The organism is Chitinophaga sp. GbtcB8, from assembly GCF_019091455.1.
Lineage (GTDB): Bacteria > Bacteroidota > Bacteroidia > Chitinophagales > Chitinophagaceae > Chitinophaga.
In genome coordinates, this window is record NZ_JAGXJN010000024.1 from 46,760 (window position 1) to 72,131 (window position 25,372).

Genomic DNA, 25,372 nt, shown 5'->3' on the forward strand with positions numbered 1-25,372 from the left:
TGTACACATCTGCAAATGTGCAGATGTGCTAATTTGATGGTATCTAACAGATTAGGTGTATAAATGTGGATACCAATATGCTGATATTCTTGTGTATCAATGTGCTGATATTTGGAGATTTGCTGGTCATCTCCCTAAAACGATTATATAATTAAGATAGTATCTGGCGCATATTAAGCTTTATTGCAGGTTTACCACGGCCTGCACCCAGCGGGTAATGAAGTCCAGTACGGCCGGGTCCATGGTTTGGTCCAGGGTAACATATTCGGAGGTGGTGCAGGTTTTACATTGCTGGAAAAGGTGGTTCAGGCCATCCAGGCTGTGAGCGGTGATCTGCTGGTTACCACCGGTAAGCACTGCTTTTTCAATGGCGGGCAGCTGCAGGTTGGCATCCATTACAATATCCCGGCTGCCATTGAGCGCCAGTACCGGGCATTTGATCTTTTGCAGATAGGTGAGCGGATCAAACCGTACGGCGGATAAGCTGTGCGGGGTGGTTTGCAGGGCAATGAGCCGTTCAATGTACTTCTCCTCCTCTGCCGGCATGGGATTACCTACCAGCTTGCGGTACATCTCCTTTAACAGCTCCCGGCTTTTTTGCTGCGCTACATCCGGATCGGTTTCAGTAGCCAGCATCTTAAACCAGGGCTGGGTATATTTTATATAACGGGTAATAGCGGAATCGCCTTTTTGCGGCATGGAGGCGCGGAGCACCTGTGCCATTTGCACTTCCTGCAGCTGGCGGGCGGGCAAACCGGCGCCTGCCAGGGAAATTACAAATGCAATGCTGTCTTCCGGCCGGCTTGCTGCCATGGCGGCAATGGAGGCGCCTTCCCCGTGACCTAAAAGTCCAATTTTGCTATGGTTAACATCTTTCCGCTGGCGCAGGTAAGCAATGGCAGCGCGTACATCGGCTGCCAGATCTTCAAAAGTAGCATCATCATAATCCCCTTTGCTGCCGCCTGTGCCGCGGTCGTCCCAGCGCAGCACAGCAATGCCCCTGCGGGTAAGGTAATCGGCCAGCAGACCAAAAGTTTTGTGGCCTACCATTTCTTCATTGCGGTTCTGGGGGCCTGCATCGCTAAGCAGGATAACCACGGGATATTGCTGGGCGCTATCCGGGCGGGTAAAGGTGCCTGACAGGGCAATACCTTCCTCTTCCTGGCTGGTGAACATTACCTCTTCCTCCCGGTAACCCAAGGGCCCTTGCGGATCCTGGGGGCGGCGGTATACGTCGGCTGCTTTGATCTGGTCCTGCGACAGGTTTAACGGCGCCTGCTGGCCACCCTGGGTAAGTAAACCGCCAAAGCGGCGGTTAGCGGCGTCCCATCCTCCTTTGAAACTGATATCAACCACGTTTACCCGGAACCGTAGTGTACCGGCGGTATAGTCTACGCTATCCATGGGCAGTGAAACATCTGTTCTGTCGGGGCTTTTGAGCTGGCCTTTGTAACCATGTTTGGTTTTTTCCAGCACTATCATGAGGCGTTGTTTTTCGCCCATGGTATTGCCGGTCATGCCGTACCAGACGCCGGAAATATTATGTTCCATTTCTTGGGCGGAGGTGGTGAGTGCAAGCGCGCAAAAAAATATGAGGAAGGAGTATTTGAGCATGATCTTAATGTGCTAATATGCTAATGTGCTGGTGTATGTTAATGATGTTTTGATGATAGTGTATGGCATCCTATGTGTAGATGATTATTATAATCGTAATAATTACCAGCGTGTTTAGGATAAATGAGATGAAATATAACGTTCATCAAATATACCAGCACACTAGCATATTAGCACATCAGCAAATTAACATTAACATTATTTTTTCAGTACTGCCAGTAATAGAGAGATCCATCCGACGATGAATACCAGTCCGCCGATAGGCGTAATGATCCCAACACCGCGGAGGCCTACATTGTTCGTCATTTTCAGGGCGGTTAAAAGATACAGCGAGCCTGAAAACAGGATGATACCGATAATGAAACAACGCCCGGCCCAGATAAGCTGGGGTGCGGGAATGTGTGCGTATAATATTCCTACTGCCAGTAAGGCAAATACATGATAGAACTGGTAAGTAACGCCTGTCTGGAAGGTGCTTACAGTTTCCGGCGGTACCAGCTCTTTGAGCTTATGCGCGCCAAAGGCGCCTAATATAACGGCCAGGGCGCCTAACGCTGCTGCCCACACTAAAAAACCTTTATGCATCATGCTTTAATTCTTTTTCAAATGTATCCAGTGATATATGATCCGATTCTATGATGTGCTTTGACTGCTGGTAGAAGGGCTGCCGCTCTGCCAGCTTTTTTTCGATGAAGTCCGTGAGGTCTTCATCCGGTAGGTCCTGTATAAGCGGACGTTTATACTTTTTGCGTTGCAGGCGCTCTACCATGATGGCTACGGAGGGATTAAGCCATACGGTGGTACCGTTATTATTCATGAAGTCCATGTTGTCCTGGAAGCAGGGTGTTCCCCCGCCGCAGGATACCAGGAAGACCTCTTCCCGTTGTACCAGGCCGCGCAGAGTGGCGCTTTCGCGTTCGCGGAAATAGTCTTCCCCTTTGGTGGCGAAGATATCGCTGATGGCCATTTCTTCTTCTGCCACAATAATTTCGTCCAGGTCGTAATAGGGTAGGCTCCAATGCTCTGCTAATTGTTTGCCCCAATAAGATTTTCCGGCGCCCATGAAGCCGATTAGAAATATTTTCAAGTTAATAGGAATTTAATAGTTTGCTGTTAGCTGTTAGCAGCCGATTGTGTTATGTTCGGGTGGCAGTTGGTGCAGTAGTTGTTCCCTGACTGCCTACTTCTTCCTCTTTGGCCGTCCAGGCCAGGCACAACTCTCCTTCCACTACATATTGCAAATATAACCGTGCATTTTTATCTGTCCTGTTAAAATTAGCGGTAATGAAACCGGCGGGGCGGAAATCGAAGGGTTCCAGCTGCATATGTTCTTTAAAATCAACGCTTCCCAGGCCGTACCATTTATAGATGGCCTCTTTGGCGCTCCAGCAAACCGTTTGGTGAGCCAGGGTATGTTCCCGGTCTATGAACACCTGTTCTGCCGGCCCCAGGAACTTGTGCGCTATCTTGCCCACCTTGGGCTGCATAGCTTCTATATCGATGCCTACGGCATACTTTTTACTGACAATAGCTGCCACATGATCCCGGCAGTGGGATATGGAAAAGTGGAAGCTATCATCCGGCAGGTAAGGCTTCCGGCTTTTCATGAGCCGGATGTGCTGCACGGGAAATTCCGGGAACAGCTCCAGCAGCAGGTAACGGCCGGCAAAGTGCTGCAGGCGTTTATGCGGGTGGTGTATTTCCGGGGAAATATTGACGCGGGTCCGGAAGAATGCCTCTTGTTCACCAATTTTCCACACCCCCAGCCGGGTAGCCTGATCCATTTGTATGGTACGTATTAATGGCATATCTTGGCAAATTAAAGCAGAAAGCTGAAAGCAAAAAGCCGAAAGCTGATTATGTTTTGCACCAGGCTTTACCTTTATGCTTTAGCTTCACGCTTTCTGCTCAATTCAAACTAACCACTCACTTATGATCCTTTCTGATACACGTATCCTCGAAGAAATTGAAAAGGGCACTATTGTTATTTCGCCTTACGACCGGAAATTCCTGGGCACAAATTCTTATGATGTGCACCTGGGGAAATACCTTGCTACCTATAAGGACCGGGTGTTGGATGCGCGGGCGCATAATGAAATTGAGCATTTTGAGATACCGGCAGAGGGATTTGTGCTGCAGCCGGGTACGTTGTATTTAGGCGTTACGGAGGAGTATACGGAAACACATGCGCATGTGCCTTTCCTGGAAGGTAAGAGCAGCACCGGGCGCTTAGGGATCGATATTCATGCTACGGCCGGTAAAGGGGATGTGGGTTTTTGTAATACCTGGACGCTGGAGATCTCCTGCGCACAGCCGGTACGGATCTATGCAGGCATGCCGATCGGGCAGCTGATCTATTTTGTGGTGGAAGGAGAAGTTAAGACATTTTATAATAAGAAAGGGAATGCGAAGTATAATGGGAGAACGGTGAGGCCGGTGGAGAGTATGATGTGGAAGAATGAGTTTTAGGTCTTCTTCCTTGTTTCCTTTTTCCCGCAGGTTCGAAGACGAACTGCGCCCGCCTGTTTGGATGGCTATTGGGCGTTTGGTTGTCGTGGGGGCTGCGGGAATTTTTTTGGGCGGTATCAAGCGTGGCGCGCCGGGCAAAGGTTCGTCTTTCGAAACCTGCGGGAAGGCGGAGGATGAAGACCTTTGTGTGGGGGTGCGAAGGAGGAGGTTGGAGGCCTTTGTGGTGGGGTTTTGTACTACCCTACTTCTCACTACTGCCTTAGCTTATCGCCTCCTGCCAATGGGTTTCCAGCTCGGGGTTGTTGGGCCAGCCGCCGCTTTCTTTCATGGCAATGAGGAGGTAACGTTTGGCTTCTTCGAGGGAGGCTGCGCTTCCGCGTACGGTGGCGCCGGGCCAGGGGGCCTTTTCGGAGGGCATCAGGTATTCAAAATAGATCTCTTTTTGTCCCAGGCAGCTGATGATGACCCACCAGGTAGAGTAGGCATCGTCGTTGGTTAACAGTACCAGGCGGTCGTGCGAGGTGAGGCCCCAGAGCGGTGTTCCGGGAAAGGTTTTGTTGATCAGCTCCAGGAAGGCTAACATCGTATAGCCGATCTCGGCCCATACCGGGCTGTTGGCATCATTCACCAATGCTGAATATACGGCTTCCAGGGATTGCTGTTTTTGTAATGAGCATCTCGTTATGGGCATCAAATAGGATTTGGTTGGTTCTTAATGGTTGATTTACACAAAATAGTATTTCTTGGATTGGTTTTAAAATTTGAAGCAGGTTTTTATTTACCCCCGGCATTATGCTGCTCCATTTGTTTGATGATGTTGGTTACCTCTGCTTCTGTGGAGCGTAATTTTTGCTGGCAAAATTCAATGAGCACAGCGGCCCGTTTTACTTTCTCTGCCAAAATATCTACAGGTACGGATCCGGTTTCGATATCGGCGGCAATGGCCCTTAGTTCATTGTAGGCGGCTTCATATGTCAAATGCTGTTCCATTGGTTTCATTTTTTGCGGTGACGGTGGCGTTGAGCGTGGCGCTGTTCAATACTACCTGGATGTTGCTGCCGGGCTTGATGGTATCCGGGTTAGCCGTTACTTTACCATCCTGGTATACCAGGGCAAAACCCCGTTTTAAAATGCTGGCGGGGCTCATTAAGCGGAAAACGGTTTTGTGATGTTCCAGCTCACTGTGTTTGTTTTGAAAATACATCCGGTTGAAGGATGTGATATTAGCTGTTATATTTTCCAGTTCATTCCGTTTATGCGCTACCAGTATGGTAGGTTTTGACAGTACCTGGCCGGATACGGCCAGCAGCTCCCTGTGTTTGCTTAACAGGATGGATTGTGTAGTATTAATGACGGTTTGATTGTAACCCTGCAGCTGATCCTTATGCCTGGACAACATGGTGCGGGCCTGGTTCACGATCATACTATTGAGGGCTGATAAAGACTGGGAGCGGGCAGAGAACAATTGCTGCGACTTGATTAGGATAGTCTTTTGCAGATTGATCACCTCATCTTCAAATGCCTTGTTGTGGGCAATAATGAACTCTGCTGCTTTGGTAGGTGTTTTGGTAGGGCTATGCGCCATGAGGTCTACCACGGTTTCATTTTTCTGGTGGCCGATACCGGTAATAATGGGTATGGGAAACCTGGCCACTGTTTTGCCTAAACGGTAAGTATCAAAAATGAGGAAATCTGTTTGGGCACCCCCTCCCCTGATGATCACTACTGCATCATAAGGCGTGCCTGTATTAAAAATATCTATGAGGCGCTGTTGCAGCAGCTCGGCTTTTTCTTCGCCCTGTACTGCCGTGAAGTATGGATGAATGATAAACCGGTACCCAAAACGGTTATTGTCCAGCGTATGCTTAAAATCCTGGTAACCGGCGGAGTTGCCGGAGGATACTACTGCTAGCTGCTGGATGACGCGGTTTAATACGAGCCGGTTATTACGGGTAAGGTATTGATCACCGGCTTTCTGAATGAATTCAGGGTTTTCTGTTAGCAGCCTGGCTAATACCGCCTGTTTCTGTTGTTCCAGTAAACCGATAGTGAAATTAGCGTCTATATCCAGTACGGTTATCTGCAGGCCGTATTGGTTGTGATAGTTCACAGATACCTTTACCAATACATTGATACCGTTCTGAAATACCTGGCCGGTGATACGCTCAAAATCTTTGATCTTATCGGCTCCGGCGCCCCAGGCTACGGCTGCTACTTTTGCAATGATGCCGGCGGTGCCTTCCTGTTTTTCTACGAGATCAAAGTAGTGATAGCCTTTTTGCTGGTAGTAAGAGTAATTGGTAATGTCTGCAATGATCCAATACGTTTGCCCGGCAAAGACATTGTTGATGGCTTGCTGGATCCTGTTGGTAAGGTCAGATAATCTGATGGGCGGTGTGTTGGACATGTACTCTAAAGCTTAGGCATTCTGCGAGTACAAATAAAAGAGTTTTTATTGGAAGTATGGGGATCAGTTTGCGATGAGATAGGATGTCAGTATGGTAGCTATTTATTTTTTTCTTATATTGAATCGATTTTGACCAACTTAGATTGAAGGCCCTCCTCCTTTTTACCCTAAAATATTAATCCCTATGAATTGGTCATTTAGAAATCCACGAATGCAGTATCCTCCTCTGAAATGACTCGTACCGGTACTGATAAAAAAGATACGCGTACCTATGTTAATCTGCATGCCGACGGTGTTTACTATAGGAAGAAAATTACGGGTGACATTTCCTACACACCATCGCAGGTACATACTTATTATCAACCGGGGGATAACAATATAATACAACACACTATTACATCTGCTCCGGTTGATCAATTAACGGATATTGATTCTAAAGATTTTATTGATGAATTAAATATCAAATCTAGCCGATCTTCATATTTAAATTGGTTCGGTATTTTACCAGCGATTCTCTTCTGTATTTTTCTGATTGCACATTATAGCCGGATTGCTAAAGTCGCTTATGACAAAAAATATATTGTTACCATTAAAGAAGCCAAGACAGGTATAAATATCAGGTTGGATCCAGACAAAAAGAATGCTGTGGTAGGAGGCGCCCTCAAAGGTGATCAATTTGATCTCGTTGATTCCACAAAGGCAAACTGGTATGAAATAAATCATAGGGAAATGAATGCGTATATTTCCAGGGAATATGCTGCCATAGATTCTTTAAACATTAATAAACGTACCTATTCCGGCTTTGAGGTAGAATCAGATAGTTTCATAAAGTGGTTCTTAGCTGGTATGTTATAAATACAATGCTGGCGCAGCAAAACTGATCACCCGGATAGGGGTAAAAAGCGTGTATAACAACAAAAAACCATCCTCTGCTTTTATCACGAATGTGAAGGTGCCTAATATTAACCTCCGGAACACCGAGCTGTATTTTTTCCCTGAACGTTTAATCATCAAGAGAGGCAACCATTTTGCTGCGATATTCTATAAATTCCTAACAATTGATTCCAAAATCACACGTTTTATTGAAGAAGAGCCTCTTTCATCGGATGCAGTTGTTGTTGGGCATACCTGGAAATACCTGAATAAGAATGGTACTCCAGACAGACGATTCAATGATAACCGGCAGCTTCCGATTTGTTCATATTCTGAGTATACCATACGGTCAAATTCCGGCGTACATGAAATAATCACAACTTCTAAACGCGGCGCATTTGATAGTTTCACACACTTTATTGCAGCGATAGGAACCCTTCAAAATAAAATGGCGAATGCTCTAAGCGAATCCTAATGATAAACAACCAGCTTTAAAAATCGATACTTCATCATTTTAAATATAATCATGACAAATATTGAATATTTACAAGACTTTATTGGAACAGCTATCGAAAGCCTGAAAGGTGTTCAAGCTAAGGGGGTAAAAAATGAATATTCCTTCGACATTAACTGTTCAGATCTGGAGGATTTCAACTTCATAGATATCAGACAAGCTGAAAAATTTAAGAAAATTTTTGACAGATTAAAAGAAATGAATGGCCCTGCATTATACCGGTTTGAAATCATATCAGATACTGAAGGTTTACGGGTAATTGAAGCTTTAAATAGCTACAAGGCATCTACTGAAAGAAAGGCTACTCCCGCCCTAAAATCTAAAATAGATCATAGTTCAAAAATTCTGTATGTTGGTAAAGTAAAAGGTTTTTTCTGGGGCCGGCTTATACAGCACCTAGGCTTCTTTAAAGTGAAGGCTACACAAGGCCTTCAATTATTTTACTGGGCCAAAGGCCTACCGCTACATTTAAGGGTTAACGTATTAGAATTTGATAGCAACATGGCTGAGCTTATGTCTGTACTTGAATACTCACTTGCTCAAAAGCTTAACCCGTTAATCGGCAAACATAAATAACATTACTAATAAAGCTTACTCATTCACGTGAGTAGGAATTAACTACGTTCGACTATAGCTCACTAGGGAAAAACAGGGCATTCAGGCTCACTCCATTTCGTTTGGAAAGGGCATTTAAGATGGAATTTTTTGAATAGATAAAGACCAGGCTGATCTAAGCGGGTCTTGTATCGCCTGCCTAGGAATTATTTCTTTACTAATATTTTTAGTATATTTACTAAAAACCATTGAACGAGAGCCCTATGGCCTTCTCAGATATGCGCTATTGTGTAAAAAGCTGTAAAAGTTAATACCTACTAAAAATTGTTGCCATGTTGAACTTTGCCATTGTAAAAGATCTGATCACCAAACACGTGGAAGTTAGAGAACAACTCAATTTGCTGGCCATTGCCGGCGTTCAGATCGATGCATTTGACCAGCTGAACTTATTTGATATTGCTTTAGATGTTATTGGTTTTCCTAAAGACAATACCCAGGGAATGGATTTTGAAGAACTCGATGAAATGCATTCCAATGGTACTGTGTTTAGCCGGGATAAATGGGATTTTATTGTTTTTGAATTGCAAAAGGAGAATATAGATGCATTTGTAAAACAGTTGTATGCGGAGTATAATGAGCTGATACTGGAGCGGCCGCATTTGTTTGTGAGGGAGTAAGGCTATAATGATCAATAATGAAGTTCTTCAAAATTAAAAATGGCAGGTAACTATAAAGAAACCTGCCATAATTTTAATGACAAAATCTAAATCAATGAAATCTCAGAATAAAGGACATCTCTTCTGTAAAACTCAACAATCTTGGGAAACGTAATATTTTAGTCCACCTGGTCGGCAAAATGCCAGGATCATCTCGGAAGAGGAAGAACACTGCTTAATCAGCTGATCTCCGAAAACGAAGATGCCAGACAGCTGTGGAATTACTTGCGTGAAGAACATGCGGGGCTGCAGAAATGAATAACAGCCGCTTGCCGGCATTATTTTCAGCGGTGTGCTGGACCGCAACCATCCGCTGGATAAACAGCTGATTCTTTTGAGGCCGAAAATGTACAATATTACTTTAAGGATGTAGTACTGCATTTCAAGTGGATAATATTCAACTTATAATATAAAGTCATTTATGATTTTTCACCAATAGATTCTAGTTTCAGGGCCACTTTCTAGTGGCCCTTTATTTCTTATTACCCGGCTTCAGAAAACAAGTAAAGCTCAACATAAAAAATCGCTGCAATACGGTTGCCTGCATATCCTCTATATAGTTGGTTCCATAAGTACGCATAACCGCATGGTTCTGGTTCAACAGATCAAAACCCTGCAATTTCATTAACCCTGTTTTTCTGCGGAAAACACTCCTGGCTATATAAGCGTTTACCATTGTTACATTTTGGTTATAAGCGGCAGTTATGCCCGCGTTGTGCTGATAATTAACATTACCGCCTATGCTAAACCCTATTGGTAATATTATATTCCCGCTCAATGCAGCCGTATAGCTATATAAATCAATATTACTTCCTTTTTGCAGGGAATACCTGGCGCCGTTATAATTTATTCCTGTACGGAATGCAAGGTCCAGCAGCCGTTCATAATTATAATTAAAGCTAATGTGCTGACTAACATACAGGTTTTTCACATCACCCGGTTGGTCATTGGTGTAATTGATATCCCTGTTAAAGGCAATCATTGTATTAGTGTTAATGTCCGTATGAATCTTCTTTAACCGAAAAGCATTGGTTATATTAACACCCAGGTTATAAACACCGTTAGCATTCAACGGCTGGCTTACCTGCCTGCCGAGGGAGTCCAGCCGGCTGGCTGTTATAATCTTATTTGTAAATAATACAGCACTTGCATTAAAGTTCATTCCCTGGAAAGTACCCGGGTTAAATGTATTATAACCAACATTGAAACTATGCATAACCGTTGGCTTCAGATCCGGGTTACCTAATTGAATGTACAGCGGATTGTTATTATTCGGCACAGGCTGTAGTAAGTTAACATCAGGTGGCTGAGTGCTGCCGTTATATTGCAACCGCAGGCGGTGGTTGCTGCTGAAAGCATAATTAAAAACGGCTACCGGGAAAAAGCTGTTCGTATTTTTCCAGAGCTTGTTATGTCCACTAATGTTATTGTTATAGAGATTACTTAATTGCATCAGCACCCCGATGCTGTAATCATATTTTGCTTTCTGCGTACGAAAACTAAGACTACTATGCTGCAGCACAAAAGTATTCTTAAAAGAATTACTCAAACTATCATTAGGACGGTCATAAGCCCCCTTGGCTGCGTTGTAATCATATGCAAGCTTATCAGCGGAGGTCATACTACGATTATAGGTATAAACTGCATCCAGAAAATGATCTTTATAGAGCGGCTCTGTATAAGTAAAATTGAATGAAATTACCTGGTTCCGGTTATTAATATCATTCCGCTGATTTATAGTATCCCGGAACATTTCCCCATCCGGCTGCATAAACAGGTCATTGGAGCTATTAAATTGCTGCTGTTTGTTAGTGTTAAAACTTGCCTGAATATTGGTGCTAAATGTACGCCCTGTCCTTTTAAATCTTTTTCCGAAAAAGAGGTTCGTAGTTATATTAGGTGAGGCGCTTGTATTCTCATTATATATATTTCCGCTATTGATTAGCTGTTTCTGGCCGCTTAATGATTCGAATACATTCTCCTGGGAATCATTATTTTTTACATAGTTTGCATTAATACTGGCAATCACGGTATGCAGGGTATCGGGCCTATACTCCACACGCAGGTCTGATGTATGGCTGGAACCATTACTAAGAGAATGCGTTTGTTGGTTATAATAATAAGTAGTATCCGGTAATAAATTTTGTCTTGTGCTAATCCGCTCATTATCTGTATGCATATCGTTCATATAATAGCTGCCACTGAGCTTTAAAGCGCTACCTATAACTGTGCTATAATTAGCTCCCGCATTCCAAATGCGTGTAATGCCATTTCCACCTATCTGCATGCCATTTTCCTGTGAGCCATTTACATTATTACCACCGCCTAGGAAAGACAGCTGTTGATCGCCAAAGCGGTTTAAATTCCCATTTAATGCAAAACGTTCGTCTGTTCCATACCCTCCCATAGCACGGCCCAGGAAGCTGTTTTTCTTTTCTTCTTTTATGGTGATATTCACTGTTTTTTCTGTTTTGCCATCAGCGGCCCCGCTAAACTGCGCCTGATCGGATTTCCTATCCACCAGCTGTATCTTATCTATCATATCTGCAGGCAGATTTCTTGTTGCTAACTTCGGATCATCTCCAAAAAAAGGCTTTCCATCCACCAATATCCTTTTCACTGTTTCTCCATTTACTTTTATGGTACCATCAGGAGTGATCTCTACCCCTGGCAACTTCTTCAACAGCTCCTCCATCTCTGCATTCTCCCGCGTTTTATAATAATCCGCATTAAATTCCAGTGTATCTTTTTTTACAACCATAGGCATACGCACTTCTACTATTTCCACCATCCCCAGCGTAACCCCTGTTTTTTGCAAAGCAATACTGCCCAGCTGCATTAAAGTATCCGCAGGAATGGTAACCGATTTTAACTGCTGCTGGTATCCGAGGTAGGTAATGTACAACCGGTAGTCACCAGGTTGTACCTCATCCAGCGCGAAGGCACCATTCTTATCCGTAAACCCGGATGCAGCCCGCGAAGAATCCTTTGCATACAACAATGCCACCGTAGCATCCGCCAATGGTTGTTGGGTTTCTTTATCTATGATACGTCCTTTTACCCGGACATGTGAAATTGCCTGGGGCCATGCGTGGAGGGAACACAGGGCAACAAAAAGTACGATGAGGAGGATTTTACTCATCAGGGTTATTATAAGAGGTCCTTTAATGGTTCCCGCATACATACGGGGTTATTCTTTAGCCGGCGCTGTAATTTAAGAAGTAAAAAGTAATAATAAGAGAGGAACGATAAGAATTTACACCTGCAATTTTACTGCAGCAAGATTATTTATATTATGGGGAAAGCAGCTTATCGTGGCCTAAATTGCTACTCTAAAAGATCCGAATTGACTACGGTAATTTTTAAGGCTTCCTTATATTCGATTATGCTCAAAAGAACCATTCCTTCCATTGTTGCACTGCTCCTGGTAGTGCTATTCTTATACACCGGTATAAGTAAACTGATGGAGTACACCATCTTCAGAGAACAAATTGGCGCCTCCCCTATTTTACATCCCATTGCCCCATTTATTGCCTGGGCAATACCACTGGCAGAGTTTGCAGTAGCCGTTCTGCTATTTATCCCAGCATGGCGGTTATGGGGATTATATGCCTCTTTTATACTAATGCTGGCATTTACAGGTTATGTAATTACGATTGTAAGCTTCAGTAAAGAGCTGCCCTGTAGTTGTGGCGGTGTATTACAGGAAATGAGCTGGGGCCAGCATATTGTCTTCAATAGTATCATGACTGTTTTAGCATTGACAGGCGCCATCCTGGAGAAAAAACGTTCCAAAGAACAAGACTTAAACAATACCACTCACAACATTGCATCTATGTGACACTTTTATATTCTTCACTGGCTAATACGTTCAAGTATCATAACGCTATAATACCGCAGTCCCATTTTAATTTGCAATAGGTTAATCCACCACCAATAGACCTGTAGTTATTCTCATTAAAACTGTTGAGGCCCCAGCTATTCCTACACCAACAAGCAATAGTCCTCAATGACTATTCATTATGAGAGAAAATGTCAATTTGATCCTCAAAATAAACTCACCTTCACAGCCGGCTACCATTCTACAAAGGCTTAAACATCATATTGCTACCTGGGCAAACGTAGAATATCAGAAATATAGTTTTGGAATTATTTAACCAAATGCTCTTGTATAAGCTGTTCCACATTTACCTACTTCACTTCCGTATGAAAAAAGCACTTATGCAGTTATACCCAGGGTCAATAGGTCTATTTTGCCCCAAAGTATGATATTGACCAGGGTACTTTAGAAACTAACGTTCAAACTGTTTTTAAGAAGCGTTTACCAGGAAACGTGCATTAAAAAAATCTGAGATGCTCCCCCCCTTGCTAATTCCTGCCTACCCTTTATCAAAACAATGCTACCATTTTTCCCGATCCCTCACTATTTTGCACCCCATTAAACTTCCGCATGCATGAATAAACTCCTTCCAGGCATCTGCCTGCTATTAGCACCCGTCATCAGCCGCGCTACCGATTACGACCTCACCTCGCCGGATAAGAAGATAGCCGTTAAGGTACAGGTTACCAATACCCTGCAATGGTCTGTAACGTATAATAATGAAACCCTGCTGCTGCCCAGCACCATTAGTATGGAGCTGGCCAATGGCCCGGTACTGGGACAAACGCCCGTGCTGAAAAAACAGCAGCGCAATACGGTAAATAGCGTGATAGACGCTGTAGTACCTGTAAAACAGGCGCACATACCGGAACAGTATAATGAGCTGCGCCTGAACTTTAAAGGCAATTATACCGTATGTTTCCGCGCCTATAACGATGGCGTGGCTTACCGTTTTGAAACGGCCCTGGGAAAGGAGATCACCGTAAAAAATGAGCCGATCCAATACCAGCTGCCGGAAAACGACAGAAGCTGGTGGCCAATTGATGGCCATGTGTCCCCCACCTTCCAGAGCCATTATGAATATGGATTTAAAGATACCAGCATAGCCCAGATCTCCGATAAGCTGTATGCCGGCCTGCCCATTTACCTGAGCACTACCAAAGGCACTAAGGTGATGATCACGGAAGCCGACCTGCACGACTATCCCAACCAGTTCCTGTTCGGTACCAACGGCAATGCGCTGAAAGCACAATTTCCGCCGGTGATCCTGAAAGAAGAGCTGCATGGCGACCGGAGTACCAAAATCCTGCAGAACGCTGATTACATTGTAAAAACCAGCGGTACCCGCAGCTTTCCCTGGCGCACGCTGATTATTAGCCCGGATGATAAAGGCCTGCTGGAAAATGAGCTGGTGTACAAGCTTTCCACGCCCAATGTTCTGCAAAATACCAGCTGGATAAAACCCGGCAAAGTATCCTGGGACTGGTGGAATGCCAACAACATTTACAACGTGGATTTCCGGGCCGGCATTAACACCGCTACCTATAAATACTATGTGGATTTTGCCGCTAAATACGGCCTGGAATATATTATACTGGATGAAGGCTGGACCCGCACCACGCTGGACATCCTCCACTCCACCCCGCAGCTGGATATGCCTGAGCTGCTCAGCTATGCCAAAAGCAAGAATGTAGGCATTATACTCTGGGTGCTATGGAATGCCCTTGATGAGCATATGACCGAGGCACTGGACCTCTACGCCTCCTGGGGGGTTAAAGGCATTAAAGTAGACTTTATGCAGCGCGGTGACCAATGGATGGTGAACTTTTATGAACGTACAGCACAGGAATGTGCCAAACGGCAAATGCTGGTGGACTTTCATGGCGCCTACAAACCATCTGGCCTGAACCGCAAATACCCTAACGTAATCAACTACGAAGGCGTGAAAGGACTGGAGAACAGCAAAGGCGGTGATGAAATAACACCCGGCCATGATGTAACCCTGCCCTTTACCCGTATGGTGGCCGGCCCGATAGATTATACGCCCGGCGCCATGATCAATGCCAATAAGGACAACTTTCGCCATGTATTTTCTGAACCCATGAGCCAGGGCACCCGCTGCCACCAGGCTGCTATGTACGTGGTGTATGACGCTCCGTTGCAGATGCTGTGCGACAATCCTTCCAACTACCTGAAGGAGCCGGAATACACGCAATTCATTGCGCAGGTGCCCACCACCTGGGACACTACCATAGCCCTCCAGGGTAAGGCTGGTGAATATGTGGCCATTGCCCGTAAAAAGGGCGATACCTGGTACATTGGCGCCATGACCAACTGGGATGCCCGCAAGCTGGACCTGGATCTTAGTTTCCTGGGCAGTGGCAGCTACCAGCTGGAAGCCGTTCAGGACGGCATAAATGCCGACGAACATGCTGCTGACTACCGGTTCCATAAACAAACCGTAACTTCCGCCGATAAGCTAACCGTGCAAATGAGCAAAGGCGGGGGATGGCTAGGAACGCTGAAGGCCGAACGCTAAACGCGAAACGCTAAAGCTCACAAACAAATCGTCATACAAAACGTTTAATGCCTAACGACAACAACACAACGCAATCAGCGTTAAGCATTCAGCATTAAGCCTAAAACACATGTACAAACACCTGATCTATTCCCTGTCCCTGGCCGGCCTGCTGGCGGCCTGTAACCAGGGACAAAAAGAGCCCGGCGCAGGCGATAGTAATAAAGACACTACGCAAAGCGCTGCCTTTCGCCAGTATGAGGATCATTTCATTGAGGCCCTATGGAAAATATCGCCCGACTGGGCTACCGGTGTAGGTTATCACAAATACGACAGTGTGCTGGTGATACCGGATGCGGCCTCCCAGCAAAATGAGCTGGCCTTTTTACATCAACAACAGGATTCCCTGCAAACCTACGATACCAGTAAGCTAAGCAGCGCGCTGCTGATAGACTATTACCTGATCCGCAATCAGCTGGCACAGCGTAAATGGGACCTTACAACGGCTAAAACACAGGAATGGGATCCCTCCAATTATAATGTGAGCAACACTTTTGCTACCATACTCAATGAAACTTACGCACCGCTGGATACCCGCCTGCGCAGCTTTTACAGCCGCTTAAACAATGTACCGGCTTACTATGCCGCGGCTAAACAACAGATCAAAGACCCGGTACCGGAGCTTACCGGCCTGGCGCAGGACCAGAACCTGGGCGGCCTTTCCATCTTTGAAAAAGATCTGGCCGATTCCCTGCAAAAAAGCGGTTTGGCTGCCGATGAAAAAAAGCAGCTGTTAGCACGCGCAAAAACAGCCGCTGCTGCTATGAAGGATTTTGCCGCCTGGCTGAAAGCCCTGAAAGTAGAGCATCCGCGCAGTTTTCGTTTAGGGAAAGATCTGTACGAGAATAAATTCAAATTCAACATACAATCCATGTACAGCGCTGAGCAGATCTATGATTCTGCTATGGTGCGCAAAGCCTGGGTGCATGGTGAAATGGCCCGCATTAGCCGGCAGCTGTGGCCCAAATATTTCGGTAATGCGCCAGTGCCAACAGATTCCCTGGTGCTGATAAAACGCATGATAGATACACTTTCCATACAGCATGCAAAACCGGCGGAATTTCAGCAGTCTATTGAAAAGCAGCTGCCCACGCTTACAGCTTTCATCAAGGAAAAGGACTTGCTGTACATGGACCCCAGCAAACCGCTGAAAGTCCGTAAAGAGCCCGGTTATATGGCTGGCGTGGCCGGCGCCTCCATCAGCGCACCCGGTCCCTATGATAAGGGCGGCAACACCTATTATAATGTAGGCAGCCTGGAAGGATGGCCTGCACCCAAAGCAGAAAGCTTTTTGCGGGAATACAACCAGTATATTCTCCAGATCCTGAACATACATGAAGCCATTCCCGGCCATTACACGCAGCTGGTACATGCCAACAAATCCCCCAGCCTGATTAAATCATTATTGTCTAACGGCGCTATGATAGAAGGATGGGCAGTGTATACCGAACAGATGATGCTGGAAAATGGCTATGGTAACAACGCGCCTGAAATGTGGCTGATGTGGTATAAATGGATCCTGCGCACCGTTTGCAACACCATATTGGATTACAGCGTGCATGTAAAAGATATGAGTAAGGAAGGTGCCATACAGCTGCTTACCCAACAAGCCTTTCAGCAGCAGGCAGAAGCAGAGGGTAAATGGAAACGGGTGAGCGTAACCAGCGTACAGCTGACCAGCTATTACACCGGCTTTAAAGAGATCATTGACCTGCGCCATGCTTACCAGGAAAAACTGGGCAGCAAATTTAACCTGAAGGAGTTTAATGAAAAGTTCCTGAGTTATGGTAATGCACCGGTGAAGTATATACGCCAGCTGATGCTGGATTAATCACTTAAACGAATATAAAAAAGGGGAATGCAGCCGTATAAATTGCATTCCCCTTTTTATATGCCGGCCTTATCTGTGGCCCTTCACCTTGGTACCGTATTTGTATTACCAGGGGAAACGATGAGTATGAAACGGCATAATATTTTTTCACTGCTGCTTTTTGCACCGCTTATTATAGCCAGTTGTGCAACGCCGCCTAAACCACCTCGTCCGCCAAGGCCTCCGCATCCACCGCATGGTATGATACAACCAGCACCGGTTACTCCTGTTTCTTCGTGGTGGGTTTAGTGCTTTCCTGCAGCATATGTATCACCTGGTTCAGTTTTACCGGGTCGTTCATATAAGGCTCCAGGTCAAACACAGCTATCTTGCGGAAATCTGTAGGCGCGCTTTCGCCCTGTAAGGCGATGTATCCCTCTTTTAGCAGCTTTCCATCCTGTTTGACAGCAGGATCGTAATTGCTTACCTGGCCGCCGCCAATCTGGGGCTGTGTATAGGTAAGCACAGTATCGCCTTCCACAATATGTTTGATCACGGAATCGCGGAGCACCAGCGCTGATACCCTTACCCACTGCTCGCCATGATAGGTTTTAGAGGTAGAGGTAATACAGTGATCGGTGATAAGCTTACCATTCATAACAACATTAGTACCGGGTGTACACAGGTTGCCTGTGCTGCGCGGATCAGTACCATTACCGCCTAACAGCTGCACTTCTAAAGAAACAGGAAAATCCTGGTCCTTACCCATAGTGGCAGCTGCCTGGGAATGGATCATAGCGCCGTTATTCCGGATGGCCCATCCCGGCCCGCCCGGCACCTGCTGTTCCACAAAACGGTACTCCATCACCAACAGGTAAGCACTGAATTTCTTTTTATAAAAGATATGCCCGAACTGGTCATCGAAATTGCTGTAGCCATCATAACGCACTTTCAGTAATCCATTTTCTACCCGAAACGTTTTCCCGAAATTATCGTTCAGCTCATGTTTGGCGATCTTAATATCCCAATCCTTTAAATCTTTGCCATTAAACAGCTGGATCCATTTACCAGGCAGCTTAGCAGCTTTTTGTTGTGCCTGACAGCCAAAGCCAAGAAGGATAAAAAGTGCGAGGAAGAGTTTTTGCATAAGTTAGTTAATTACGAATTATCAATTACGATTTACGAATTATCAATTACGATCCCGCGAAAAACGGGGAATACCGTTGAAATAATTATAAGTGATTGAATGCTCCACCTTCATTGCCTGCCCTGAAAACTGGCGGATTATAAGCACCCTTTAAATGTCATGGATACAACTAATCAATAAGTGGAATTTTCGCTTACAATATACTCATCCCCCTGGATATTTTCCAAAGGTTAGGGAATAATTATGACACAGCTAAGCGACATCCACACAGGCGGGCACAGTACGGGGTTGGACCTGCAAAGCACAAACTAAAATAACAGTAACTACATCTTGCCGGTATAGGTAGCAATGTACCAGTTGTTACCCCAGGCATCACGAATGGCGCTGCTGCGCTCACCATAAGGCTGATCCACCGGCTCCGCAGTAGCCGTGGCGCCGGCGGCAATGGCCTGCTCATGGGTGGCATCTACATCCGGTACATACAGGTGAAAAGAAGTAGGCATGGACGGATACTCCGGGCGCGCTTCCGCAAACTCCAGGATAGCATCATCAATATAAATATGCGCATGCATGACCCGTCCTTCATCGTCTTTATACACCTGTTCACGATCGGCATTAAAAGCTGCTTTGAGGAAGATCACAAACTGCTCAGATTCTTTAACAGACAAATAGGTGGTCAGGGCACTGAAACCAGCAGGCTTATAAGTGGACATAAAAAGCGGTTTTACTAAAGTTAACGAAACATCGGAAGAAGAATGCGGGTAAAAAGATAGACGGCTACAGACATAGCTGACAGGAATATCCGGATGAAAATGGTTTGTATTTTTTTCTACACTGGGTATGATTAATTCCACAACAGCCAACCGTTTTATCCATACAATTTATTGATATACAATCCTTTAAACCCACACCTCTAAAACAGCAAGGTTTTAGCTGTAAGGTATTCATAATCAAAATGTTCTTACCATGAATTCTTATAACACATTACTGAATGGCAATAGCCAGCACGAGGCTCCCAGCGCAGGGCCTTTATACGACCACAGTAACATACTCAATGTAAGCAAGGAAGGACGAATAGCATCTATTGTTGCAGGTTCACTGATTGCCAGCGCCGCTATTGGCAGCATGGGCAAACACCCAATAAAAAGTTTAGCCCGGTTAGCAGTAGGCGGTTACCTGCTATACCGCGGTTTATCCGGTAACTGTCCGGTTACTGCAGCCATTGAACAGCGCACGGCCCGGCATAGCACTGCCATTAATATCCGCAGCTCCATGATCATCAACAAACCCCGGGAAGAAGTATATGCTTTCTGGCGCCAGCTGGGCAACCTGCCCCTGTTTATGCGTCACCTTGAGCAGGTGGACGAAAGGGATAGCACCCACTCCCGCTGGATAGCCCGCGGCCCTGGTGGTGTAGGTACCCTGGAATGGGAAGCGGAGATCGTTAAGGAAGAACCGGGCACTTTACTGGGCTGGCGTTCCATTACAGGATCGCAGGTAGCTACTGCAGGCCGTGTAACTTTTGAAGATACCCCTAATGGCGGCACAGCTATGAAGATCATGATCACCTACCGCCCGCCTGCCGGCCATGTAGGTACCGGTCTGGCCTGGCTGCTGAACTCCGCTTTTGAACGCATTGTACAGGAAGATATTCAACGTTTTAAACATTTCATGGAAACCGGTGTGGTGGTAAATGATGAAAAATAACCGTTATGAAACAAGTGGAAACCGGTAACAGAACAGTTCCACCGCAGCATACCGGCAGCAAACATAATACGGAATATGCCATTACATGCCCAACTGTGGAAGCATGTATACAACGCTTTAATATTGCAAAAGAACGATTACTGGAAGTGAACCACTGGCATCAGCTGGGAGGTTCACTTTCTGCTAATTTTACGTTAACCGACCGCCAGGGGCATGTGCTGCAACATAAAGCGGAGGAAGGCGATCATATACGCATAGACCTGCCCGGACCTGGCAGCAAGGACGGGAACGGGTATGACTGGGTAGAGATCGAAAAGATAGAAGACCGGAGCACGCGCTCCGGTAATTGTGCTTATGTGGCACTGCGTGTAAGGCCTTCCGGTAATCCCCGGCAGCCGCAAGGTAAGGTAGCGCATTTTTATAACCCGGAAGCTACCAGCTCCTTTGTGATTGAACGCGTTGGCAATAGTATTAAAGCCAGTGTGTACGGGCGCAATGAAAAACCCAATGAACAACCGGATGATCTTTTAGATAAGATAAGGAATTGGATGGTAGCTTTAACGGCAGCCATGGGGTTCTCAAAACCGCAGTGGAAGGCGCTTGTAAAGGGCCTGCTAAAATAATGGAGTACTGCAATAACAAAAGCCCTTGCAAGTTAAACCTGCAAGGGCTTTTATGATGTGATCTGTTATTCCCAGGAGCTATTACAGGCCCGGGAAATTCCACTGAAGGCGTAAAATTCTACACTCTGCAAGACCACGGTATGCTAATGGAAAAATTGTTTTGGTATATGATCTGTATTATTGGGGGGATGTTATAATATTTAACGTGGATGTTCGCGGGGATGCTCCCTGATCATTCCAGGAGATACATTCGATCTCCCGGAATAAACGAAGGAATCATTTAACAGTGCTGCTTGCCATCAGCTATTTTGTACTTCATTCTTGAATTTATCGTAAGAGGTTTTGCTTTCGTCTATTAATCGTAAGATCCGTTCGCGTACATCATCTTTTAAACCGGTTACTTCATGTTCAAACACCCTTTTCAACTCAGCCAGATCATCAGAGCCCTTTCCTACTAAACGGCCGAACTTATAACGCCAGTTACCAGTTGTATAACGGATCTTTTTCCTGGTTTCTTCTCCACTGTCTGGAGCTACCAGCAATCCTACCAATACACCTGTGGCTAAACCGGCCAGCGCACCTGATAAGAATTTTGTGCTCATATGAATTTATTTTAAGGTTTAACTAATAGTACCAAATAAATGGTGATCCTGTGCAGATCGTTGTCTGTACAGGATTTTTCAAATATCAGGCCAAGTTAAAAACCTGCTTACTCCTTCATTTAATCGATTGCCTGATACGTGAGGATCCTGAATTTGCGCACAAACTCGCCGTAGTAGGCGTAGGGCAATACATTGGTATACACCAGCAGGATAAGGTTTTCCTTTGGATCGATCGTGTATTCAGAACAATAAGCGCCGCCCCAGGTAAGGGATCCGGGAGAGGCCTGATCGCCATAATGGGTATCTGCTGTAATGATCTGTAAACCCAGGCCAAACTTGTCATTGCGGTCCCATACCAGGTTATTGCCGATCTGGTTACGGGTCATTAAATCCACAGTTTTGCGGCTTAAAAGACGCACACCGTTGAATGTACCGCCATTTAAGATCAGCTGGCACAACTTTGCATAATCCGCAATAGTACCTACTGATCCGGCACCACCCAGGTACAGGGTTTGTGCGCCGCTGGTGGCAAAGGTTCTGTTGGAAAGATTATCGCTTAGCTTTAAGGCACTATCCAGCGAAGGCAGCGCATACAGCTCCACCAGCCGGTTGGCTTTGGCGGGTGGCAGGTAAAAATAGGAATCCTCCATGCCCAAAGGTTTGAAGATGCGCTGCTGAAAAAAGTCAGACAGGCTCATACCGGAAAAGATCTCCACCAGGCGGCCGGCAATATCTATGCTCATACCGTAGGTGAACGCTGCGCCGGGATCATGCAGCAGCGGACGGCGGGCTATTTTCTTCACCACGTCTTCCAGCTTGTCATTCTTCAGAGAGTTAAGGCCCGGCAGCTTCCCCCCAAACAACAGGCTATCCAGCGGATGCTCATAAGGGATACCGGCGGTATGTGACAGTAAATGACGTATAGTCGGCGGGGTTGCAGCAGGCCGTGTTTCATAGGTACTCTTTTCCCTGTTATAGCTTACCAGCACTTTTGCATCCGTAAACTCCGGGATATATTTTGACAGCGGATCATCCAGGAAGAACTTACCTTCCTCATACAACATCATCAGCGCAATGGTAGTGATCAGTTTTGTTTGGGAAGCAATGCGGAAAATGGCGTCTTTCTGCAGCAGCTTATGCTGCTCCAGGTTGCTGTAGCCAAATGCCTTATAATGCACGATCTGCCCGTTGCGGGCAATGAAAGTAACCGCATTGGGCGCCAGTCCTTTGCTAACAGTGGCCTGCAAAAAACTGTCTATTCTTTTTAAACGGTCTGCGGAAAACCCCGCTGCATGTGCATTGGCTGCTGTTGTAAATTTCTGGGGATGGCTTTGCGCAAAGGACGGTAATGTTAGCCACCCGCAGGCGGCTAACAGAAGCAATAGTTTCTTCATCCGTGTAACGTTTAGTATTACACGGAATATACTACTCTTTCAACATTTTATCTATGAGGTTATTGAAATCAGTCTTAAACTCTTCGTAATGTTCGCCGGTACCGGGGCCTGAAAAACCGGTATGCACTTCTTTTACACGGCCCTGCTTATCTACAAAAATAGTAGTCGGGAAACCTTTGATAGCGGTGAGCTGCGGCAGTGTTTTTTCCGTTCTTTGCGGATCGGAGGTGGTAACGCCGGTAATAAGCACCGGGTATTGCACATCAAAACGTTTCAGGAAACCGGACAATGCTTTTTTCGACTTTTCAAAATCCGTAGTACGTTCATAGGCCAGGCCTATTACCTCTACCCCGCGTTGTTTATTTTCCTCATACCATTTGGAAAGAAAACCTGTTTCATCCATACAGTTAGGGCACCAGGAGCCCATGATGGTAATAACCACTACTTTGTTCTTAAAGCGGGCATCGTTAATGCTAACAGGTTTGCTATTGAGATCGGGAAAAGAGAAATCCAGTTTGGACTGCCCGGGTTTTACGGTTGCCAGCTTGGTTTCGTCGGGCAGGGCCGCTGCTGCATCTTTACGGGCAGCCCAGGTTTCTTTGCCGCTACCAATGCCTGCATAAAATACGCCCTGCTCCAAAGTATTTTGATCTGTAAGATGGGCCGTGAAATAATAGGCATGAGAACCATCAAAGGTGGAGAGCTTTAACGTATCCCCATCCAGGATGCCTTCCAGGAAACGGTAATCGCCAGTGGGTGTTAAGAAGGTGCCGGTCACTTTATTGCCATTCTGCTTAAACTCCCCTACTGCAAAGGAGCTGTCGCTTTTACCGGGTACCAGGAAATTAGTGGCCCAACGCCCGCTTACATTGCCTTTGGCCGGCTGGTGCTGGGTAAAGCGCTCTTTTACACCGGGAGCGGCGGTAAAGGGAATACTTACGTCCTGGTTGGGCAGATGGCGGATCCAGCGTCCTTTTAATTCCCCGTTTGGCTGAAGGGCGGCCCGGAACTCAGAATCGAAAAAAGGCATTTTGATAAAGATAGAATCCTGCTGTACCTGGATATCATCTACGAGTAAACGATCGCCGGCATTGAGCACATACAGCACTTTGCGGCCGTCTTTTTCGGCTGCTTCCACGTTAAATACAATATCGGCCCCATCGGCCCGGTGCAGGCGTGCCTGCCAGGTACCCTCAGCAAAAGGCTGCTGTGCATGGGCGGATAATACAGTGACCAGGGTGCAGCATAGGTAAGCAAGGAAGGATGGTAACTTTATCATAGCCAGTTATTCTATCAGATTAGTAGACAAATGTAGGAAAATGTGCGGACATAGGTAAATGATCTGGTATGCAAATGTGCAGATATACGGGTGAAATGGATAGAAGGTTAAATGTAAGGATGGGGAAAGGCTGATATGTGGATGAACAGAAGCAGATAAACGGGATAGGAAGTAAAGTATGTAAAGAGAGATACAAATATGGAGATAGCTCCAAAAAATGAGCAGTCGACAAGGATTTATTTTAATTTAAAGTAAATTGATTATCAAATAATTAATATAAGATAAAACAAAATACCAATAAAAAGCTCATTTGAGGGTATATTTGTGTGTATGACACATGCTTCTTATAATATTATCCGCAAAGCACTTATCGCTCAAAGAAAGCGCGTTGCATCTTCCCCTGCAGAAGCAACGAAGCTAATTAATGACCTGGGCATTCGTGATATCATTATTAAAGATGGTAATGATAGTCATGTTAGCCGTGTTGTTAAAAAAGTTGCCCCAAGGAAAGTCGCAGCCAGGTAATTCTCTCTCGTAGTCATCATAGTATATTCCGCGAACCAATCACCTTTTTTAAATGTCAGCCTCAGAATTATTGTATTCTTCCGACCCCGGATTAATCATAGGATTTCATGGATGTGATCAGGATGTTAGAGACAAGATCGTTATGCATCAGACTATGCTTCGATCTAGTAAAAATAAGTGGGATTGGTTAGGAGAGGGTATGTATTTCTGGCAAAATAATTATGACCGTGCCATGCATTTTGCCACAAATCCACCAGTAAACCTCAAGATTCCCAAACCGGCTGTTTTAGGAGCGGTCTTTAGCCTGGGCAACTGCCTGGATTTAGCCGATAAAAAGTTTATTGATCTGGTACAACTTTCCTTTGCGAGCTTAAAGGAATCTGTAAAAAGTGAAAAAGCTAAACTACCAATAAATCATAATCCTACTGGCGTAAATAATGCTGCCGATAACATTATCAGAATGCTTGACTGTGCGGTCATAAAGAATGTACATAAAATTGTTGCGGATACCAATCAACCGCCTTTTGATACCGTTAGAGGTATATTTATAGAAGGAGCCCCTCTCTATGAAGGTGCCGGATTTAACGATAAGACCCATGTTCAGATATGTATCAGAAATCCCAACTGCATCAAGGGCTTTTTCATTCCAAGAAGATTGGTGCAATGGCCAAAGTAGATG

25 protein-coding genes are annotated in these 25,372 nt (G+C 45.4%); 12 read left to right on the forward strand and 13 right to left on the reverse strand.

From position 1 onward, the window contains the following. Positions 1–180: 180 nt before the first annotated feature. From KVT36_RS19855 to KVT36_RS19870, 4 genes are all read right to left on the reverse strand, one after another. Entirely contained in the window at positions 181–1,551 is a 1,371-nt protein-coding gene (locus KVT36_RS19855; RefSeq protein ID WP_217605203.1) for a S9 family peptidase, read from the reverse strand. Positions 1,552–1,812: 261 nt separating this feature from the next. Beyond that, on the reverse strand, positions 1,813–2,199 hold the full coding sequence (locus KVT36_RS19860) for a DUF423 domain-containing protein (protein ID WP_217605265.1): 387 nt from the start codon (positions 2,197–2,199) through the stop codon (positions 1,813–1,815). After that, positions 2,192–2,701, reverse strand: a complete 510-nt coding sequence (locus tag KVT36_RS19865; protein WP_217605204.1) for a shikimate kinase — start codon at positions 2,699–2,701, stop codon at positions 2,192–2,194. Before KVT36_RS19865 ends, KVT36_RS19860 begins: the two co-directional genes overlap by 8 nt. A gap of 49 nt (positions 2,702–2,750) precedes the next feature. After that, on the reverse strand, positions 2,751–3,422 hold the full coding sequence (locus KVT36_RS19870) for a 4'-phosphopantetheinyl transferase superfamily protein (RefSeq protein ID WP_217605205.1): 672 nt from the start codon (positions 3,420–3,422) through the stop codon (positions 2,751–2,753). A gap of 124 nt (positions 3,423–3,546) precedes the next feature. Between KVT36_RS19870 and dcd the strand changes: the two genes are divergently transcribed. Then, positions 3,547–4,083 carry a dCTP deaminase gene (dcd, locus tag KVT36_RS19875; RefSeq protein ID WP_089914891.1) on the forward strand — a complete coding sequence of 179 codons (537 nt, stop codon included), beginning with the start codon at positions 3,547–3,549 and terminating at the stop codon, positions 4,081–4,083. A 259-nt stretch (positions 4,084–4,342) separates the two neighbouring features. Here the strand turns inward: dcd and KVT36_RS19880 are convergent, their stop codons facing one another. The 3 genes from KVT36_RS19880 to xseA all read right to left on the reverse strand — a co-directional run bounded on the left by KVT36_RS19880 (position 4,343) and on the right by xseA (position 6,490). Continuing rightward, the gene (locus KVT36_RS19880; RefSeq protein ID WP_217605206.1) at positions 4,343–4,774 is read right to left on the reverse strand and encodes a hypothetical protein; all 432 of its coding nucleotides are present in this window, start codon (positions 4,772–4,774) and stop codon (positions 4,343–4,345) included. 83 nt (positions 4,775–4,857) lie between these two features. Continuing rightward, on the reverse strand, positions 4,858–5,073 hold the full coding sequence (gene xseB, locus KVT36_RS19885) for an exodeoxyribonuclease VII small subunit (protein ID WP_217605207.1): 216 nt from the start codon (positions 5,071–5,073) through the stop codon (positions 4,858–4,860). Continuing rightward, on the reverse strand, positions 5,051–6,490 hold the full coding sequence (gene xseA, locus KVT36_RS19890) for an exodeoxyribonuclease VII large subunit (protein WP_217605208.1): 1,440 nt from the start codon (positions 6,488–6,490) through the stop codon (positions 5,051–5,053). The genes xseB and xseA overlap by 23 nt, the downstream gene beginning before the upstream one ends. A 231-nt stretch (positions 6,491–6,721) precedes the next feature. Between xseA and KVT36_RS19895 the strand changes: the two genes are divergently transcribed. The 4 genes from KVT36_RS19895 (at position 6,722) to KVT36_RS19910 (ending at position 9,109) form a co-directional block, all read left to right on the forward strand. After that, the gene (locus KVT36_RS19895; RefSeq protein ID WP_217605209.1) at positions 6,722–7,345 is read left to right on the forward strand and encodes an SH3 domain-containing protein; all 624 of its coding nucleotides are present in this window, start codon (positions 6,722–6,724) and stop codon (positions 7,343–7,345) included. Positions 7,346–7,394: 49 nt separating this feature from the next. Beyond that, the gene (locus tag KVT36_RS19900; RefSeq protein ID WP_217605210.1) at positions 7,395–7,838 is read left to right on the forward strand and encodes a hypothetical protein; all 444 of its coding nucleotides are present in this window, start codon (positions 7,395–7,397) and stop codon (positions 7,836–7,838) included. Positions 7,839–7,889: 51 nt separating this feature from the next. Beyond that, positions 7,890–8,453 (forward strand): hypothetical protein, encoded by a 564-nt coding sequence (locus KVT36_RS19905; RefSeq protein ID WP_217605211.1) that lies wholly within the window; start codon positions 7,890–7,892, stop codon positions 8,451–8,453. A 311-nt stretch (positions 8,454–8,764) separates the two neighbouring features. Next, positions 8,765–9,109, forward strand: coding sequence for a hypothetical protein (locus tag KVT36_RS19910; protein ID WP_217605212.1), 345 nt, complete (start codon positions 8,765–8,767; stop codon positions 9,107–9,109). Positions 9,110–9,620: 511 nt separating this feature from the next. Here KVT36_RS19910 and KVT36_RS19915 read toward each other — a convergent pair. Next, the gene (locus KVT36_RS19915; RefSeq protein ID WP_217605213.1) at positions 9,621–12,290 is read right to left on the reverse strand and encodes an outer membrane beta-barrel protein; all 2,670 of its coding nucleotides are present in this window, start codon (positions 12,288–12,290) and stop codon (positions 9,621–9,623) included. Between the two features lie 243 nt (positions 12,291–12,533). Here KVT36_RS19915 and KVT36_RS19920 point away from each other — a divergent pair, with 243 nt between their 5' ends. The 3 genes from KVT36_RS19920 to KVT36_RS19930 all read left to right on the forward strand — a co-directional run bounded on the left by KVT36_RS19920 (position 12,534) and on the right by KVT36_RS19930 (position 17,437). Continuing rightward, on the forward strand, positions 12,534–12,989 hold the full coding sequence (locus KVT36_RS19920; protein ID WP_217605214.1) for a MauE/DoxX family redox-associated membrane protein: 456 nt from the start codon (positions 12,534–12,536) through the stop codon (positions 12,987–12,989). A 613-nt stretch (positions 12,990–13,602) separates the two neighbouring features. Beyond that, a complete protein-coding gene (locus KVT36_RS19925; protein ID WP_217605215.1) occupies positions 13,603–15,567 on the forward strand; it encodes a glycoside hydrolase family 97 protein in 1,965 nt (654 codons plus the stop codon). Between the two features lie 109 nt (positions 15,568–15,676). Beyond that, positions 15,677–17,437, forward strand: coding sequence for a DUF885 domain-containing protein (locus tag KVT36_RS19930; RefSeq protein ID WP_217605216.1), 1,761 nt, complete (start codon positions 15,677–15,679; stop codon positions 17,435–17,437). 259 nt (positions 17,438–17,696) lie between these two features. Here the strand turns inward: KVT36_RS19930 and KVT36_RS19935 are convergent, their stop codons facing one another. Next, positions 17,697–18,563: a DUF1080 domain-containing protein gene (locus tag KVT36_RS19935; protein WP_217605217.1), complete on the reverse strand. Its 867-nt coding sequence runs from the start codon at positions 18,561–18,563 to the stop codon at positions 17,697–17,699. Positions 18,564–18,886: 323 nt separating this feature from the next. Further along, on the reverse strand, positions 18,887–19,276 hold the full coding sequence (locus KVT36_RS19940; protein ID WP_217605218.1) for a glyoxalase/bleomycin resistance/extradiol dioxygenase family protein: 390 nt from the start codon (positions 19,274–19,276) through the stop codon (positions 18,887–18,889). A gap of 253 nt (positions 19,277–19,529) precedes the next feature. On the opposite strand from KVT36_RS19940, the gene KVT36_RS19945 reads away from it, so the two are divergent. After that, the gene (locus KVT36_RS19945) at positions 19,530–20,270 is read left to right on the forward strand and encodes an SRPBCC family protein (RefSeq protein WP_217605219.1); all 741 of its coding nucleotides are present in this window, start codon (positions 19,530–19,532) and stop codon (positions 20,268–20,270) included. A 5-nt stretch (positions 20,271–20,275) separates the two neighbouring features. Next, entirely contained in the window at positions 20,276–20,893 is a 618-nt protein-coding gene (locus KVT36_RS19950) for a hypothetical protein (protein WP_217605220.1), read from the forward strand. 299 nt (positions 20,894–21,192) lie between these two features. Here the strand turns inward: KVT36_RS19950 and KVT36_RS19955 are convergent, their stop codons facing one another. The 3 genes from KVT36_RS19955 to KVT36_RS19965 form a co-directional block, all read right to left on the reverse strand. After that, positions 21,193–21,495 (reverse strand): YtxH domain-containing protein, encoded by a 303-nt coding sequence (locus KVT36_RS19955; protein WP_217605221.1) that lies wholly within the window; start codon positions 21,493–21,495, stop codon positions 21,193–21,195. A 119-nt stretch (positions 21,496–21,614) separates the two neighbouring features. Next, the gene (locus KVT36_RS19960) at positions 21,615–22,889 is read right to left on the reverse strand and encodes a serine hydrolase (RefSeq protein ID WP_217605222.1); all 1,275 of its coding nucleotides are present in this window, start codon (positions 22,887–22,889) and stop codon (positions 21,615–21,617) included. A 31-nt stretch (positions 22,890–22,920) separates the two neighbouring features. Then, positions 22,921–24,168: a TlpA disulfide reductase family protein gene (locus KVT36_RS19965; RefSeq protein WP_217605223.1), complete on the reverse strand. Its 1,248-nt coding sequence runs from the start codon at positions 24,166–24,168 to the stop codon at positions 22,921–22,923. A 330-nt stretch (positions 24,169–24,498) separates the two neighbouring features. Here KVT36_RS19965 and KVT36_RS19970 point away from each other — a divergent pair, with 330 nt between their 5' ends. Together KVT36_RS19970 and KVT36_RS19975 are read left to right on the forward strand one after the other, a co-directional pair. After that, on the forward strand, positions 24,499–24,693 hold the full coding sequence (locus KVT36_RS19970) for a hypothetical protein (RefSeq protein WP_217605224.1): 195 nt from the start codon (positions 24,499–24,501) through the stop codon (positions 24,691–24,693). Positions 24,694–24,745: 52 nt separating this feature from the next. Continuing rightward, entirely contained in the window at positions 24,746–25,369 is a 624-nt protein-coding gene (locus tag KVT36_RS19975) for a hypothetical protein (protein ID WP_217605225.1), read from the forward strand. Positions 25,370–25,372 lie beyond the last annotated feature (3 nt).